The sequence below is a fragment of the Streptomyces sp. MB09-02B genome (assembly GCF_033794485.1).
In the GTDB taxonomy this organism is placed as follows: Bacteria; Actinomycetota; Actinomycetes; order Streptomycetales; family Streptomycetaceae; genus Streptomyces.
On record NZ_JARGEE010000226.1, the window covers coordinates 1 to 14834 of the forward strand.

The following is a 14834-nucleotide window of genomic DNA, read 5'->3' on the forward strand; positions in this document are numbered from 1 at the left end:
GCCCCCGTCTTCGCGACAAACCCCACGTCATACGCGGCACGCTCGGCATCCACGGCACCCATCCCACGGCTCCTTCGCCACTGGGGGACGGCACGGCCCCGCCCCTGCCCGCACCCTAGACAGATACCTGCCCCCTACATCCACCATTTCCGCGATGCGGACGGCCCCCGCCACCCCCTAGGCTGCGCGCATGCTGCCCAGCGTGGACACGAACGACGAGTTGCAGGAAGTCGTCGGTGACGAGGCGCTGCTGCGACCGGCTGCCCAGGATCTCTGTGGTCAGCTCGGTCTCGCAGGCGCGCGGATCGTACGCTTTCCCGAGGGCTCGCTGCCGGTGTACTCCGTCGGCGACGCCCTCGTCCTCAAGCTGTATCCGGGTTTCGAAGCCGCGCAAGCCGTCCGCGAGGCCCGCCTGTTGTCGATCCTGTGGGGCAAACTCCCCATCCCCACACCGAGGTTGCACTCGGCGGACCAGTACAAGAACGGCTGGCGCTATGTGCTGATGTCCCGGCTGCCCGGTGAGGACCTCAACGAGGCCTGGCCCCGCATCCCGCGGCCCGACCAGGAACGCATCATCGCCGAGGCCGCCGAGGGCCTGGCCGCCCTGCACGCCCTGGACGCCTCGCCGGTCGTCCCGATCACCGGGCCGCCGGACTGGGGCCGGTTCGTCGCCGCCCAGCGCGCGGCGGCGGTCGACCAGCAGCGGAGCGGCGGTCTCACGGACCCGTGGCTCGAACAGATCCCGGACTTCCTCCGCTCGGTGCCCCTGACAGCCGCACGCCGCCCGGTGCTGCTGCACACGGAGTTCATGCGTGAGCACCTCACCGTCGACCCGCATGACGGCTGGCGCCTGACGGGCCTCTTCGACTTCGAGCCGGCCATGGTCGGCGACCCCGCGTACGACTTCGTCAGCGTCGGGCTCTACCTCACCCGAGCCGACCCCGGCCTCCTGAAGCTCTTCTACGAGGCCTACGGCCAGTCACCGTTCGACCCCCGCGAGCTGATGGCCTACACCCTCCTGCACGTCTACAGCGACCTGAACTGGTACCTACGCAGCCTGCCGGCCCCACCCAGCCGAACCCTGGACTCCTTGGCGGAGACATGGTTCGGAACGGGGGGATGAAGCCCGGGGATCGGGAGGGACCCAGCCCCTTCAACGGCCCAGCCCCCTTCAAGGGCGGGGGACCGCGCGACCGGCGCCCCGCCGACCCGCAGCCACCCTCGCCCCAACCGTGCCCTACCCCTTACGCCCCACCGCCGCATACACATTGATGTCCGCGTCGGTCACCTCATTGATGTCCCGGTACCGAACCCGCTCGATGTCGTCCATCCCGGCCAACACATGCGGCTCCACCGCCGGAGGCACCGGCGCACCGTCCGAGAACCGCCAGTGGTGCGCCGGCACCACCCCGGGCTCGTCCACCACGAGCCCGCTCTCCTCGAAGAAGCGCGTGACCTCGTCCTTGGAACGCAGTACGAAGGTGAAGCCCCGCTTGGTGTAGGTCTCCTGGACCGCACGGATGTTCGCGGGGTTGAGGTCCTCGGTCAGATGGCTGAGCACCAGCCGGCTCCCGGCGGGCAGCGCCTCCACCAGCTCCCGGACCACGGGGTACGCCTCTTCGTCCTCCACGAAGTGCAGGATCGCCACGAGGCAGAGGGCGACAGGCTGGTCGAAGTCGAGCGTCTTCGCCGCCGCTTCGAGAATGTGCGCCGGTGACGTGAGGTCGGCGTCGATGTAGTCCGTGGCCCCCTCGGCCCCGCTCGTGAGCAACGCGCGCGCGTGGGCGAGCACCACCGGGTCGTTGTCGACGTACACGACCCGTGCGTCGGGGGCGAGTGCCTGGGCGATCTGGTGGACGTTCTCGGCGGTCGGCAGCCCGGTGCCGATGTCGAGGAACTGCCGGATGCCTTCGCCCCGGGCGAGCGTGGTCACCGCGCGGCGCATGAAGTCACGGTTGTGCCGGACGTCCAGATAGCCGCGCGGATTGGCCGCCAGCGCCGCCGCGGCCGCCTCCCGGTCCACGGGGTAGTTGTCCTTGCCGCCGAGGAAGACGTCGTAGACCCGCGCCGGGTGCGCCTTGGTGGTGTCGATTCTCTTCCGCAGCTCGGCGGGGTCCTGGCTGAGCGCGTCACCGGCCATGAAGCTCTCCCTGGGGGGTCGGGTCATTGAATGACCAACAACCTAACTCCCCAGGGGAGTTGCCGCGTCAGGCTTGCACCGGATACGCCTTCGGGTCGGGGCCGTACTGGTTGGCGTCCCGCTGGCCCTCGGTGGCCATGAAGACGATCATGAAGATGAATCCGACGCAGGGGACGAGCCCTATGAGGACCCACCAGCCGCTCTTGCCGGTGTCGTGCAGCCGCCGGACGCTGACCGCCAGGGACGGCAGGAAGAAGGCGATGCTGAGGAGGATCTGGGGCGCCTGCGTGTCCAGGGCGAGACCGAGGAGGTACAGAGCGACATAGATGACCGAGCTGATCAGCGTGAACATCCAGTACTCCTGGCGACGCGCGCGCCCGCTGAAGACCGCGTACTTCTTGAGCACTTCGATGAACCAGTTCATGGCTTCCCCCGAAAATCGGCATAAGTCCGCCCCGGGAATCGGGGACAGGCGCAGAATTTATGCCGATTGATGAGAACTCGTCAATCACAGAGCGGTCTCGTTCTCGCCCTCCCCCGGAATCGTCCCCTCCGGCACCCACTTCGGCCCGCCGAGTGGGCACTCGTACGCGCTCCTTCAACTCCCGCAGCAGCTCGGCGAAATCAGCCCCCAAGCCGTTCCCGGTACCGCTCCCCGACACGTCTTCCTCTGTCCCCTCACGTCCCGCACGTCCCGTCCTGCATTCCTGGGAAGGTGCGTTTTTGCAGGTCAAAGCCATCTCGGGCGTTCCAGCGTCCCTGATCGTCCGTCGACTGTGGCGGCCGGGACGGAACACCCCACAAGCTGGGGTCGTCCAAGCACGCCGCTCCCGGCACACCGGTCGAGCGGCACGGCTTCGAGCACGTGTTCTCGGCCTTCTCCATTTGCGCAGTCCGAAAGGGACCTCTCATGCGTACGCTCCGCACCGCTCGCTCCGCCCGTGCGGCCCGCCCCGTCCGCCTGCTCGCCGTGACGGGAGCGGCGCTCGCCGCCCTCACCCTCACCGCGTGCGACAACGGCACGGGCACGAGGGACGAGGGCTCGGCAGGCGGCTCCAGCTCGTCCTCCCGGAGCACGGGCGGCGCCGGCACGAGCGGCGACACCGCCACAGGGGGCTCCACGAGCACGGGTGGTTCGACCACCGGAAGCTCCACCAGTACGGGCGGCGGCTCCACGGCCGACAAGGCCTCCTCGGCGGGCGGGACCTCGGACCCCTCCGACCCCTCCGACCCCGAGGACCGTGTCACCTGCAACGGCTCCGACACCACCGTCACCGCGCAGCCGGTGCCGCGCCCGCTCAACCACATGCTGATCACCGTCAAGAACACCGGTTCGAAGCACTGCGACCTCTACTACAACCCCACGGTCCGGTTCGGTGAGGCCCAGTCGGCGCCGCGCGTGATCGAGGAGTCGCAGCCGCAGGCCGTGGTGACCCTGGCCCCCGGCGAGTCCGGCTACGCGGGTGTCCTGCTCGCCGCCGCCGACGGCAGCGGCGGCGAGGGCACGACCGAGAAGAAGGTCGTCATCCACTTCCAGGGCGCCGAGGCCGGCAGCGACGCCGGCTCCCCCGCGTCCCCCGCCCTCCCGGCCAAGGGCGTGTACATCGACAACTCCGTGGCCGTCACCTACTGGCAGCCGACCATGGAGGACGCCCTGCAGTACTGAGTCCTGATTCCTGAGTCCTGCCGGGCCCCACCGTACTGAGCCCCGCAGTACTGAACTCAGGGGACCGGGGAACCGGGGTCCGCAGGGGCCGACTCAGCGCAGCAACCGAGCCGCCTCGACGGCCCAGTAGGTCAGGATGTTCTGCGCACCCGCCCGCTTGATCCCGGTCAGCGTCTCCAGGATGGCCCGCTCACGGTCGATCCAGCCCTTCTCGGCGGCGGCCTCGACCATCGAGTACTCCCCGGAGATCTGGTACGCGACGACCGGCACGTCCACGGTGTCCGCGACCCGGGCGAGGATGTCGAGGTAGGGCCCGGCCGGCTTGACCATCACCAGGTCGGCGCCCTCCTCCAGATCGAGGGCGAGCTCGCGCAGCGACTCCCGGGCGTTGGCGGGGTCCTGCTGGTAGGTCTTCCGGTCCCCCCGCAGCGAGGAGCCGACGGCCTCCCGGAAGGGCCCGTAGAAGGCGGACGCGTACTTGGCGGTGTAGGCCAGGATCGCGACGTCCTCACGCCCGATCTGGTCGAGGGCGTCCCTGACGACCCCGATCTGGCCGTCCATCATCCCGCTGGGTCCGACCACATGAGCGCCGGCGTCGGCCTGCACCTGGGCCATCTCGGCATACCGCTCCAGGGTCGCGTCGTTGTCGACACGACCCTGGTCGTCGAGGACCCCGCAGTGCCCGTGGTCGGTGGTCTCGTCGAGACACAGATCGGACATGACGAGCAGCTCGTCCCCGACCTCGGCCCGCACGTCCCGCAGCGCGACCTGCAGGATCCCGTCGGGATCGGTCCCGGGAGTCCCGAGCGCGTCCTTCTTCGCGTCCTCCGGCACACCGAAGAGCATGATCCCGGATACCCCGGCCTCCACGGCCTCCACGGCGGCCTTCTTCAGACTGTCCCGCGTGTGCTGCACGACCCCCGGCATCGCCGCGATCGGCACCGGCTCACCGACCCCCTCCCGCACGAACGCGGGCAGGATGAAGTCGGCCGGGTGCAACCGGGTCTCGGCGACCATCCGCCGCATCACAGGCGTCGTACGAAGCCGGCGGGGCCGCGTACCGGGAAACGATCCGTACTTCGACATACACCTACGCTACGCCCGCCCCGCCCGTGCCTTTGCCGACGCGGGGTCGGCGTGGAGGGCACCCTGAAGGAAGCCGCAGGCCACCTCTCAGGGGAACGGCCCCCTGCCTCTCAGGGGCGCAGCCCCCGCATTTCAGGGGCACGGGGAACGGCGCGAGAACCCGCACCGAACCCGCACCCGACCACGCACCTCACAGCCCCACGGCGCTCCCCCACTCCCAGAGGGCCGGGTGGGCCGACCGTCCGGCCCGGGCAACGAAAGGGGCGGCAGCCGCAAGCAGCCACCGCCCCTCCCTCACGCCTCACCTCAGGTCGTCGACCGCCGCCGCCGCGCCCCCGGCCGCCGCTCGCTCGGCCGAGTCACGGGATCCCCCGCCTCGACCGCGGCAGCCCGCCGCCGCAGACCGAAGTCCGCCAGCGCCTCGGCCAGCTTGTGCACGGACGGCTCCGGAGCCATCACGTCCACCCGCAGCCCGTGTTCCTCGGCCGTCTTGGCCGTCGCGGGCCCGATACAGGCGATCACCGTCACGTTGTGCGGCTTCCCGGCGATGCCCACCAGGTTCCGCACGGTGGAGGACGAGGTGAACAGCACCGCGTCGAAACCACCGCCCTTGATGGCCTCACGGGTCTCCGCCGGCGGCGGCGACGCGCGCACCGTCCGGTACGCCGTGACGTCGTCGACCTCCCACCCGAGCTCGATCAGCCCGGCGACCAGCGTCTCCGTGGCGATGTCGGCGCGCGGCAGGAACACCCGGTCGATCGGGTCGAAGACCGGGTCGTACGGCGGCCAGTCCTCCAGCAGCCCGGCCGCGCTCTGCTCACCGCTCGGCACCAGGTCCGGCTTCACACCGAAGGCGATGAGCGCCTTGGCGGTCTGCTCGCCGACCGCCGCGACCTTGATCCCGGCGAAGGCGCGGGCGTCGAGCCCGTACTCCTCGAACTTCTCCCGCACCGCCTTGACGGCGTTGACCGAGGTGAACGCGATCCACTCGTAGCGGCCGGTGACGAGCCCCTTCACGGCCCGCTCCATCTGCTGCGGCGTGCGCGGCGGCTCGACCGCGATCGTCGGCACCTCGTGCGGTACGGCCCCGTACGAGCGCAGTTGGTCGGAGAGCGAGGCGGCCTGCTCCTTCGTGCGCGGCACGAGGACCCGCCACCCGAACAGGGGCTTGCTCTCGAACCACGACAGCTGGTCGCGCTGGGCCGCGGCGGAACGCTCACCGACCACGGCTATCACCGGCCGGCCGCCCTCCGGCGAGGGCAGCACCTTCGCCTGCTTCAGCGTCTGCGCGATCGTGCCGAGCGTCGCGGTCCAGGTCCGCTGCCGCGTGGTCGTACCCGCGACGGTCACGGTCAAGGGCGTGTCCGGCTTCCGGCCGGCGGCGACCAGTTCGCCCGCCGCCGCGGCCACGGTCTCCAGCGTCGCCGAGACCACGACCGTCCCGTCGGACGCCCCGACCTCCGACCAGCAACGGTCGGACGCCGTGCGCGCGTCGACGAACCGGACGTCCGCGCCCTGCGCGTCCCGCAGCGGCACACCGGCGTACGCGGGCACGCCCACGGCCGCCGCGACGCCCGGGACCACCTCGAACGGCACGCCCGCGGCGGCGCACGCCAGCATCTCCTCGGTGGCGTACGTGTCGAGCCCGGGGTCCCCGGACACCGCACGCACGACCCGCTTGCCGCCCCGCGCGGCCTCCATGACAAGATGTGCCGCATCCCGCACAGCGGGTGCACCAACGGTTGTTGACGCGCCGTCAACGACCGTCAGTTGAGGCGTGCCTGTGCCCGAAAACGTATCCGCTGAAGTAGCCGCGGAAGAGGCAGAGGCAGTGGCTGAGGACGCCGCGGTCAGGGCCGGCGGCGGGCTCGAGTCGGTGTCCAGTAGGGCGACGCCGGCGCGGGCGTGCGTACGCACCACGTCGAGCACATCGTGCTCGGCGATGAGAACGTCCGCGTTCGCCAGCGCTTCGACGGCGCGCAGTGTCAGCAGTCCCGGATCCCCGGGTCCGGCACCGAGGAAGGTGACGTGACCGTGGTCCGGACCGGCGGGAAGGGTGGTGGGGCTCAATGTGCTCGCTCCCCCATCAGACCGGCCGCGCCCTTAGCGAGCATCTCGGCGGCGAGTTCACGGCCGAGCGCCATTGCTTGGTCGTACGTCTCGGGCACGGGACCGGTGGTGGACAGCTGCACCAGCGTCGAGCCGTCGGTCGTGCCGACGACGCCGCGCAGGCGCATCTCCTTGACAATCTGCCCGTCGGCCAGAAGGTCGGCGAACGCACCCACAGGTGCGCTGCAACCGGCCTCCAGGGCGGCGAGCAGGGACCGCTCGGCAGTCACGGCGGCCCGTGTGTACGGGTCGTCGAGTCCGGCGAGCGAAGCGATCAGTTCCGCGTTGTCCGCGGCACATTCGATCGCGAGTGCCCCCTGGCCGGGGGCGGGCAAAACAGTGTCGACCGCGAGGAGGTCGGTCACCTCGTCGCTGCGCCCGATCCGGTTCAGTCCGGCGGCGGCCAGAACGACGGCGTCCAGCTCACCCTTCCGTACGTACCCGATCCGGGTGTCCACGTTCCCCCGGATCGGAACCGTCTCGATCGTGAGCCCGTGGCTGCGCGCGTACGCGTTCAGCTGGGACATGCGCCGGGGCGAACCGGTGCCGACCCGGGCGCCGGCGGGCAGCTGCTCGAAGGTGAGCCCGTCCCGGGCGACCAGGACGTCGCGCGGGTCCTCGCGCACCGGCACGGCGGCCAGCGCCAGGTCGTCCGGGTGCGTGGTCGGCAGGTCCTTGAGGGAGTGCACGGCGAAGTCGACCTCGCCGCGCAGCAGCGCCTCGCGCAGCGCGGTGACGAACACGCCCGTGCCGCCGATCTGCGCCAGCTGCTCCCGGGAGACGTCGCCGTACGTCGTGATCTCCACGAGTTCGACGGGCCGCCCGGTCAGCCGGCGGACCTTCTCCGCCACCTGCCCGGACTGGGCCATGGCGAGTTTGCTCCGCCTGGTCCCCAGCCTCAGTGCCTGGTCACTCATGATCGCCCTCGGTTCTCGGCGTCGTTCTCTGAAGTGCTGCTGTCCTCGGCCCGGGACACGGCCGCGACCGTCTCCTGGTCCAGGTCGAACAGGGTGCGCAGCGCGTCCGCGTACCCGGCGCCGCCCGGCTCGGCCGCGAGCTGCTTGACCCGTACGGTCGGGGCGTGCAGCAGCTTGTCGACGACGCGCCGCACGGTCTGGGTGATCTCGCCGCGGTGCTTGTCGTCGAGGTCCGGCAGCCGGCCCTCCAGGCGGGCGATCTCGCCGGCGACGACATCGGCGGCCATGGCGCGCAGCGCGACGACGGTCGGTGTGATGTGCGCGGCCCGTTGAGCGGCGCCGAAGGCGGCCACCTCGTCCGAAACGATCCTCCGCACCATGTCGACGTCGGAGGCCATCGGTGCGTCGGCGGAGACCTCGGCGAGCGACTCGATGTCGACCAGCCGTACGCCGGCCAGCCGGTGCGCGGCGGCGTCGATGTCCCGGGGCATCGCCAGGTCCAGCAGCGCCAGTACGGGCGCGGGCCGGGGCACCTCGACGACGGGCTCGGGCCGGCGCAGCTCGGTGATCCGCCCGGTGACGGCGACGGTCGCGACGAGCGCGGCGATCAGCTCGGCGTCGGCGGCGGGCGTACGCGCGGGCTCACGCTCCGGCGTACGACGGCTCGCGCGCCGGTCCACGGTCGCGTTGTCGACCCAGGCCGCGTGCTGTTCCAGAGTGGCCGCGTCCATCCCGGCCACCGCGGCCTCCCCGAGCACGGAGAAGCCACCGCCCTGCACGGCGGGCAGGTCGAGCGGGCAGTCGTCGTCGCTTCCGATCGAGGTCGACGGCAGGTCCGGCCGTACGTCGGTGCGCGGCTCGGCCTCCGCGGGGAGCGCGCCCTCGGGCACCCGGCCCTCGACGGCCGCGGCGACCATCTCGGCGGTCAGGACCAGCCCCGTGGCGCCCGTACAGGAGATGGCGACGTCCGCACGTGTCAGCTCGTCCGGCACCGACTCCATCGGGACCGCGCGGGCCAGCATCTTCGTTTCGCCCTGTTCCCGCAGGAGTTGCCCGTACTGCTCTTCGAGCAGGTCCGCGAGCCGCTCGGCCCGGTCGTAGGTCCGGTTGGCGATCACGATCTCGCCGACACCGGCCCGCGCGAGGGTCGCGGCGGCCAGCGAGGACATCGATCCGGCGCCGATCACGACGGCCCGCTTGCCCCGGGCCCAGTCCGCGACGTCCGCACCGGCGGTGAACTGCTCCAGGCCGAAGGTCACCAGCGACTGTCCGGCCCGGTCGATCCCGGTCTCGGAGTGGGCCCGCTTGCCGACCCGCAGACTCTGCTGGAACAGGTCGTTCAGCAGCCGCCCGGCGGTGTGCAGCTCCTGCGCGCGGGCCAGCGCGTCCTTGATCTGCCCGAGGATCTGCCCCTCGCCGACGACCATGGAGTCGAGTCCGCAGGCCACGGAGAACAGATGGTGGACGGCCCGGTCCTCGTAGTGCACGTACAGATAGGGAGTGATCTCGTCGAGCCCCACCCCGCTGTGCTGGGCGAGCAGCGTGGACAGCTCGGCGACACCCGCGTGGAACTTGTCCACGTCGGCGTACAGCTCGATGCGGTTGCAGGTGGCGAGGACGGCGGCCTCCGTGGCCGGCTCGGCCGCGACCGTGTCCTGAAGCAACTTGATCTGCGCGTCCAGGGACAGCGCGGCCCGCTCCAGCACGCTCACCGGAGCGCTGCGGTGACTCAGCCCGACGACCAGCAGACTCATGCCGGCATCACGGCGGGGACATCCCCGTCGGGCCCTTTCCCGGACTCCTCGGGAGCCGGCGGTACGGCAGCGGCCGCGGCCTCCTCGCCGGCCTTGCGCTGCTCGTGGAACGCGAGGATCTGCAGCTCGATCGAGAGGTCCACCTTGCGGACGTCGACGCCGTCCGGCACCGACAGGACGGTGGGCGCGAAGTTCAGGATCGACGTGACCCCGGCGGCGACCAGCCGGTCGCACACCTGCTGGGCGGCACCGGCGGGGGTGGCGATCACCCCGATGGAGACGCCGTTGTCGTGGATGATCTTTTCCAGCTCGTCCGTGTGCTGGACCGGGATCCCCGCGACCGGCTTGCCCGCCATCGCCGGATCGGCGTCTATCAACGCGGCCACCCGGAACCCGCGCGAGGCGAACCCGCCGTAGTTGGCGAGCGCGGCGCCGAGGTTACCGATACCGACGATCACGACCGGCCAGTCCTGGGTCAGGCCCAGCTCACGCGAGATCTGGTAGACGAGATACTCGACGTCGTAGCCCACGCCCCGCGTCCCGTACGAGCCGAGGTACGAGAAGTCCTTGCGCAGCTTCGCGGAGTTGACCCCCGCGGCGGCCGCCAGTTCCTCGGATGAAACGGTGGGTACCGAGCGCTCCGACAGCGCGGTCAGGGCACGGAGGTACAGCGGGAGTCTGGCGACGGTGGCCTCGGGAATCCCTCGGCTACGGGTCGCCGGTCGGTGAGTTCGGCCAGTTGCCACGGTGCTCCTGCGGGTAGAGCGGGGCTGCGGGCGGTCATGCGTCCCCAGACCGCCCCGTCGACAGCAGGCTATGTCTTTGTGAACGCGTGCACAAAGATGGTGTCCGATTTGCCCGGCCAACGTGACCGGGGTCACGCACACCCGACGCATACGCGCGGAACCGGCACACGCGTACCTTCGTTCCTCACCTGACGCCTTGCACGACGGGGGCAAAACCGCACACTCTCCTCACGAATCCCGCCCCCGAGACCAACCAGCCCATCGATCCTAAGCGACTTTTGGGACCACTTGGACTGGTCGGTCAGGTCACATCTCGGGCACCTCTAGGAGAGGGCTTTGCGAAGGCGCTCCTCGTTCACACGCCAGAAGGTGTGCTGCGCGCCGTCCACGAGCACCACGGGGATCTGCTCCCAGTACTGCCGGTGCAACTCCTCGTCCTCGGTGATGTCCTTCTTCTCCCAGGGAACGCCCAGCTCACCGCAGACCTTCCCGATCACCGCCTCCGCGTCGTCGCACAGGTGGCACCCCGGTTTGCCGATCAGTGTGACCATTCGCTCACCGGGTTTCTTCGGCGTCCGCCGGAACATGGCACTCATGCCGGCCATTGTCGCTCCGCACCGGATATCCACACCTCCTCCTCACCACGAAGCGCACTACCTGCCCTTTTCCCCACCGGTTCCGCCACCCTCCGCACGCGGACACACCGCCGGGACCGCTTCATCGGCGAAACGGCCGCGGAGAGTTCACAGCCCGCAAACCTCTCGGCTCCGGAAGTACCGAACAGACTGGCTATGCTCACGACATGGCCGCTCTCGGATGGCTCACTCCCCGTAGGCGCTCCGCCACGGCGCGGAGCGTTTTGGCAGGCGAAGCCTCTGCGGAGGCAGCGCGCAAGTCCTCCCAGGAGTTGGAGGACATCTCCCCCGCGCCCGACGCCGTCCAGGAACCGGAGTTCCCGGTTCTCGGTGACGACAAGGCCGCCGCGTTCTTCGACCTCGACAACACCGTGATGCAGGGCGCCTCGCTCTTCCACTTCGGCCGGGGCCTGTACAAACGGAAGTTCTTCGAGACCCGCGACCTCGCCCGATTCGCCTGGCAGCAGGCGTGGTTCAGGCTGGCGGGGTCCGAGGACCCCGAGCACATGCAGGACGCCCAGAACTCCGCGCTCTCCATCGTCCAGGGCCACCGCGTCGCCGAACTGACGATCATCGGCGAGGAGATCTACGACGAGTACATGGCCGAGCGGATCTGGCCGGGCACCCGCGCCCTGGCCCAGGCCCACCTCGACGCCGGCCAGAAGGTCTGGCTCGTCACGGCCGCCCCCGTCGAGATCGCCCAGGTCATCGCCCGGCGCCTGGGCCTGACCGGCGCGTTGGGCACGGTCGCCGAGTCCGTCGACGGCGTCTACACCGGCAAGCTGGTCGGCGAACCGCTGCACGGCCCGGCGAAGGCGGAGGCCGTCCGCGCCCTGGCCTCCGCGGAGGGCCTCGACCTCTCGCGCTGCGCCGCGTACAGCGACTCCCACAACGACATCCCGATGCTGTCGCTCGTGGGTCACCCGTACGCCATCAACCCCGACAGCAAACTCCGCAAGCACGCCCGCGACATGGACTGGCGGCTGCGCGACTACCGCACCGCGCGTAAGGCCGCCAAGGTCGGCCTCCCCGCGGCGGCGGGCGTCGGCGCGGTGGCCGGCGGCACGGCCGCCGCGATCGCGCTGCACCGCCGTCGCCGCTGAACGGTCGTCACCGCTGTCGCCGCTGAACGGTCGTCACCGCTGAACGGCTGATCGTTTCTCGAACGCCGGAGGGGCTGGGTCTCCCAGCCCCTCCGGCGTTCGCGCGTCCGGACCCGTCCGCCCCTGTCACCCCGGCATTCGGGCCGTCATACCCCCACCGGACCCCCCTCAGTCACGCCGTCCGCACCCGACCACAACACGCCCCGCACCCAGACGGAACACGAACTCAATCGATCAACAACCGATCACGGAACGGCACTTGAGCAGCCGTCAATCGGTAACAGAAGCGACGTAATCGATGATTTGAGCAACTGGGTGTAGCAGTGCCTGCACGAAGCGTTATTCTCCTCAAACGCAAACCGGTACCCCTCCGTCGCTACGACGGGTGAAAGGTTCCGCACTGCACGTGATGGAAGCTCTGCCTCTGGGAGTCCCGTGTACCCACACGTCGGGGTTGACGCCTCGGGCCTGGCTACGCTGCGCGCGACGGTCAACCAACTGTTGCGCGGCTTCGTCCCCACCGCGTACGCCGTCCCCGCCCTCGCCACCTCCGCCGCGCCCGTCGGCCCGTGCTACGCACTGGCCGACGGCAGCGCGACGGTAAGCAGACGAGGCCGTTCGGGATCCACCGCCACGACCACCCGCCGTCCCGCCGCGGACAGCGACAGCGCCCGCATGATGGACCTCGTCGAACGCGCCCAGTCCGGCGAGGCCGACGCCTTCGGCCGCCTGTACGACCAGTACAGCGACACCGTCTACCGCTACATCTACTACCGCGTCGGCGGCAAGGCGACCGCCGAGGACCTCACCAGCGAGACCTTCCTGCGCGCCCTGCGCCGCATCGGCACGTTCACCTGGCAGGGCCGCGACTTCGGCGCCTGGCTGGTCACCATCGCCCGCAACCTGGTGGCCGACCACTTCAAGTCCAGCCGCTTCCGGCTGGAGGTCACCACCGGCGAGATGCTCGACGCCAACGAGGTCGAGCGCTCCCCCGAGGACTCCGTCCTGGAGTCCCTCTCCAACGCCGCCCTGCTGGAGGCCGTGCGCCGGCTCAATCCTCAGCAGCAGGAGTGCGTCACCCTCCGCTTCCTCCAGGGCCTCTCCGTCGCCGAGACCGCCCGGGTCATGGGCAAGAACGAGGGCGCGATCAAGACCCTCCAGTACCGCGCGGTCCGCACCCTCGCCCGCCTCCTCCCGGACGACGCCCGCTGAGGCCCGCCCACCGGGACCACCACGGCTGAACCACCGGCTGCGCCGAGCGCATCGATCACATACGCTCCGCGACGCTCAACTCACCCTGCGTCGAAGTCTGTTGGCTTCCCCGCCTGATCATCCGCCGTCCGTAACCCAAGTGCCGCGCCGCTCGTTGTGCGGGATACAGGCTCCCTGTGGTCGCGCCTGGCCGATACCGATCACTCGATCGTGTAGCTCGGCCGGGGACGTGCAACCCTCAGGACCCCCTGGGGAGTCGACCGTCATGACGAGAGGAGGTGCCGCCAGTGATCGCGAACGTATCGGCGCACCGGCGGGCGAACGCCTTCGCCCAGGCCCTGGAGGAGCTGTCCGACCGGGGCACGGCGGCCGAGCAGCCCGAGGGATCGGCACCGGCCCCGGCAGTCGAACGGACCGAGCGGGGCCGCATGGTGGCCCTCACCATCGGTCTGGACGAGCTGCCCAAGCCAGTGCTCGACCCCGAGGTCAAGGTCGTCCATCGCGCCCAGTTGGTGGCCGCGATGGAAGCCATGCTGCGGGACGGCACGCTGCCGGGGCGCGAGGCGTCGGACCCTTCGGTGCCCGAGCAGCGATCCGGCAAGGGGCGAGGCGCTCACCGGGCGAGCCCGCTGGGGAAGTTGCGACCAAGGTCGCGCCTGACGAAGGGGCTCGCCGCGGGCGGGCTCAGCGTCGGTGTGGCCGCGAGCGCCTTCGGCGGTGTGGCCGCCGCCAGCTCGGACGCTCTCCCCGGTGACTCGCTCTACGGCCTCAAGCGCGGCATCGAGGACGTGAAACTGACCCTGGCCGACGACAACGACGACCGGGGCCGGCTCTATCTGGACCAGGCGTCCACCCGGCTCAGCGAGGCCCGCCGCCTCATGGAGCGCGGCCGGAGCGGACACCTCGACCACGAGTCGCTCGGCGAGATCCGACGCGCCCTCACCGGGATGCGCCACGACGCCGCCGAGGGCCACCGGCTGCTCCACGAGGCCTTCGAGCGAGATCCGGGCTCCCTGGGCCCGATCCAGGCCCTGTCGGCCTTCTCCCGGTCCCACCGCGAGGCCTGGGGCGCGCTCCGCGACCGGCTGCCCGTGCAGCTCGGGGACGTGAGTCAGCAGGTCTCGTCGGTCTTCGACGCCATAGACGACGAGGTCGCCCCGCACTCGTCCCTCCTGCCGCAGCCCCCCGCCCCTGGCGGCGACGGCAAGCAGCGTTCCACCGGCTCCGGTTCCCCCGGAACCACGGCCCCCGGCGGCCGCCCGGCCCCGAGCTCCACCGGCGGCTCCGTCGGCGGCAGCGAGGACACCGGCGGCAAGCCCAAGCCGTCCACGTCGAACTCGGACAGCGGCGGCGAAGGCCTCGTCGGCGGCACCACCGGCGGCCTGCTGGACCCGCCCCAGGACGACACCGCCAGCAGCTCCCCGTCCACCGGCAGGTCCACCCCGCCCGAAGACCCCGACGTCACC

At 70.7% G+C, this 14834-nt stretch carries 13 protein-coding genes; 5 read left to right on the plus strand and 8 right to left on the minus strand.

Features of this window, described 5'->3' with window-relative positions; translation table 11 throughout:
* Positions 1 to 190 precede the first annotated feature (190 nt).
* Complete coding sequence (locus P1P70_RS27265) at positions 191 to 1123, plus strand: aminoglycoside phosphotransferase family protein (protein WP_319242231.1); 933 nt, start codon at positions 191 to 193, stop codon at positions 1121 to 1123.
* A gap of 114 nt (positions 1124 to 1237) precedes the next feature.
* On the opposite strand, the gene P1P70_RS27270 is transcribed toward P1P70_RS27265, so the two are convergent.
* Entirely contained in the window at positions 1238 to 2140 is a 903-nt protein-coding gene (locus P1P70_RS27270; RefSeq protein WP_319242233.1) for an SAM-dependent methyltransferase, read from the minus strand.
* 67 nt (positions 2141 to 2207) lie between these two features.
* Positions 2208 to 2564, minus strand: a complete 357-nt coding sequence (locus tag P1P70_RS27275; protein ID WP_319242235.1) for a DUF805 domain-containing protein — start codon at positions 2562 to 2564, stop codon at positions 2208 to 2210.
* A gap of 486 nt (positions 2565 to 3050) precedes the next feature.
* On the opposite strand from P1P70_RS27275, the gene P1P70_RS27280 reads away from it, so the two are divergent.
* Positions 3051 to 3806 carry a DUF4232 domain-containing protein gene (locus P1P70_RS27280; protein ID WP_319242237.1) on the plus strand — a complete coding sequence of 252 codons (756 nt, stop codon included), beginning with the start codon at positions 3051 to 3053 and terminating at the stop codon, positions 3804 to 3806.
* A 93-nt stretch (positions 3807 to 3899) separates the two neighbouring features.
* Here the strand turns inward: P1P70_RS27280 and hemB are convergent, their stop codons facing one another.
* The 6 genes from hemB to P1P70_RS27310 all read right to left on the minus strand — a co-directional run bounded on the left by hemB (position 3900) and on the right by P1P70_RS27310 (position 11023).
* Positions 3900 to 4892, minus strand: a complete 993-nt coding sequence (gene hemB, locus P1P70_RS27285; RefSeq protein WP_319242239.1) for a porphobilinogen synthase — start codon at positions 4890 to 4892, stop codon at positions 3900 to 3902.
* Positions 4893 to 5198: 306 nt separating this feature from the next.
* The gene (locus P1P70_RS27290; protein WP_319242242.1) at positions 5199 to 6962 is read right to left on the minus strand and encodes a uroporphyrinogen-III synthase; all 1764 of its coding nucleotides are present in this window, start codon (positions 6960 to 6962) and stop codon (positions 5199 to 5201) included.
* Complete coding sequence (hemC, locus tag P1P70_RS27295; protein WP_319242244.1) at positions 6959 to 7918, minus strand: hydroxymethylbilane synthase; 960 nt, start codon at positions 7916 to 7918, stop codon at positions 6959 to 6961. The genes P1P70_RS27290 and hemC overlap by 4 nt, the downstream gene beginning before the upstream one ends.
* Positions 7915 to 9672, minus strand: coding sequence for a glutamyl-tRNA reductase (locus P1P70_RS27300; RefSeq protein WP_319242246.1), 1758 nt, complete (start codon positions 9670 to 9672; stop codon positions 7915 to 7917). The genes hemC and P1P70_RS27300 overlap by 4 nt, the downstream gene beginning before the upstream one ends.
* Positions 9669 to 10418, minus strand: a complete 750-nt coding sequence (locus P1P70_RS27305) for a redox-sensing transcriptional repressor Rex (RefSeq protein WP_319242248.1) — start codon at positions 10416 to 10418, stop codon at positions 9669 to 9671. The genes P1P70_RS27300 and P1P70_RS27305 overlap by 4 nt, the downstream gene beginning before the upstream one ends.
* Positions 10419 to 10741: 323 nt before the next feature.
* Positions 10742 to 11023, minus strand: coding sequence for a glutaredoxin family protein (locus P1P70_RS27310; protein ID WP_319242250.1), 282 nt, complete (start codon positions 11021 to 11023; stop codon positions 10742 to 10744).
* A gap of 197 nt (positions 11024 to 11220) precedes the next feature.
* On the opposite strand from P1P70_RS27310, the gene P1P70_RS27315 reads away from it, so the two are divergent.
* The 3 genes from P1P70_RS27315 to P1P70_RS27325 form a co-directional block, all read left to right on the plus strand.
* Positions 11221 to 12156 (plus strand): HAD-IB family hydrolase, encoded by a 936-nt coding sequence (locus tag P1P70_RS27315; protein WP_319242252.1) that lies wholly within the window; start codon positions 11221 to 11223, stop codon positions 12154 to 12156.
* 435 nt (positions 12157 to 12591) lie between these two features.
* Positions 12592 to 13368 carry an ECF subfamily RNA polymerase sigma factor, BldN family gene (locus tag P1P70_RS27320; protein WP_239756529.1) on the plus strand — a complete coding sequence of 259 codons (777 nt, stop codon included), beginning with the start codon at positions 12592 to 12594 and terminating at the stop codon, positions 13366 to 13368.
* 287 nt (positions 13369 to 13655) lie between these two features.
* Positions 13656 to 14834: DUF5667 domain-containing protein (locus tag P1P70_RS27325; protein WP_319242255.1), on the plus strand; the 1179-nt coding region annotated here is incomplete at its 3' end.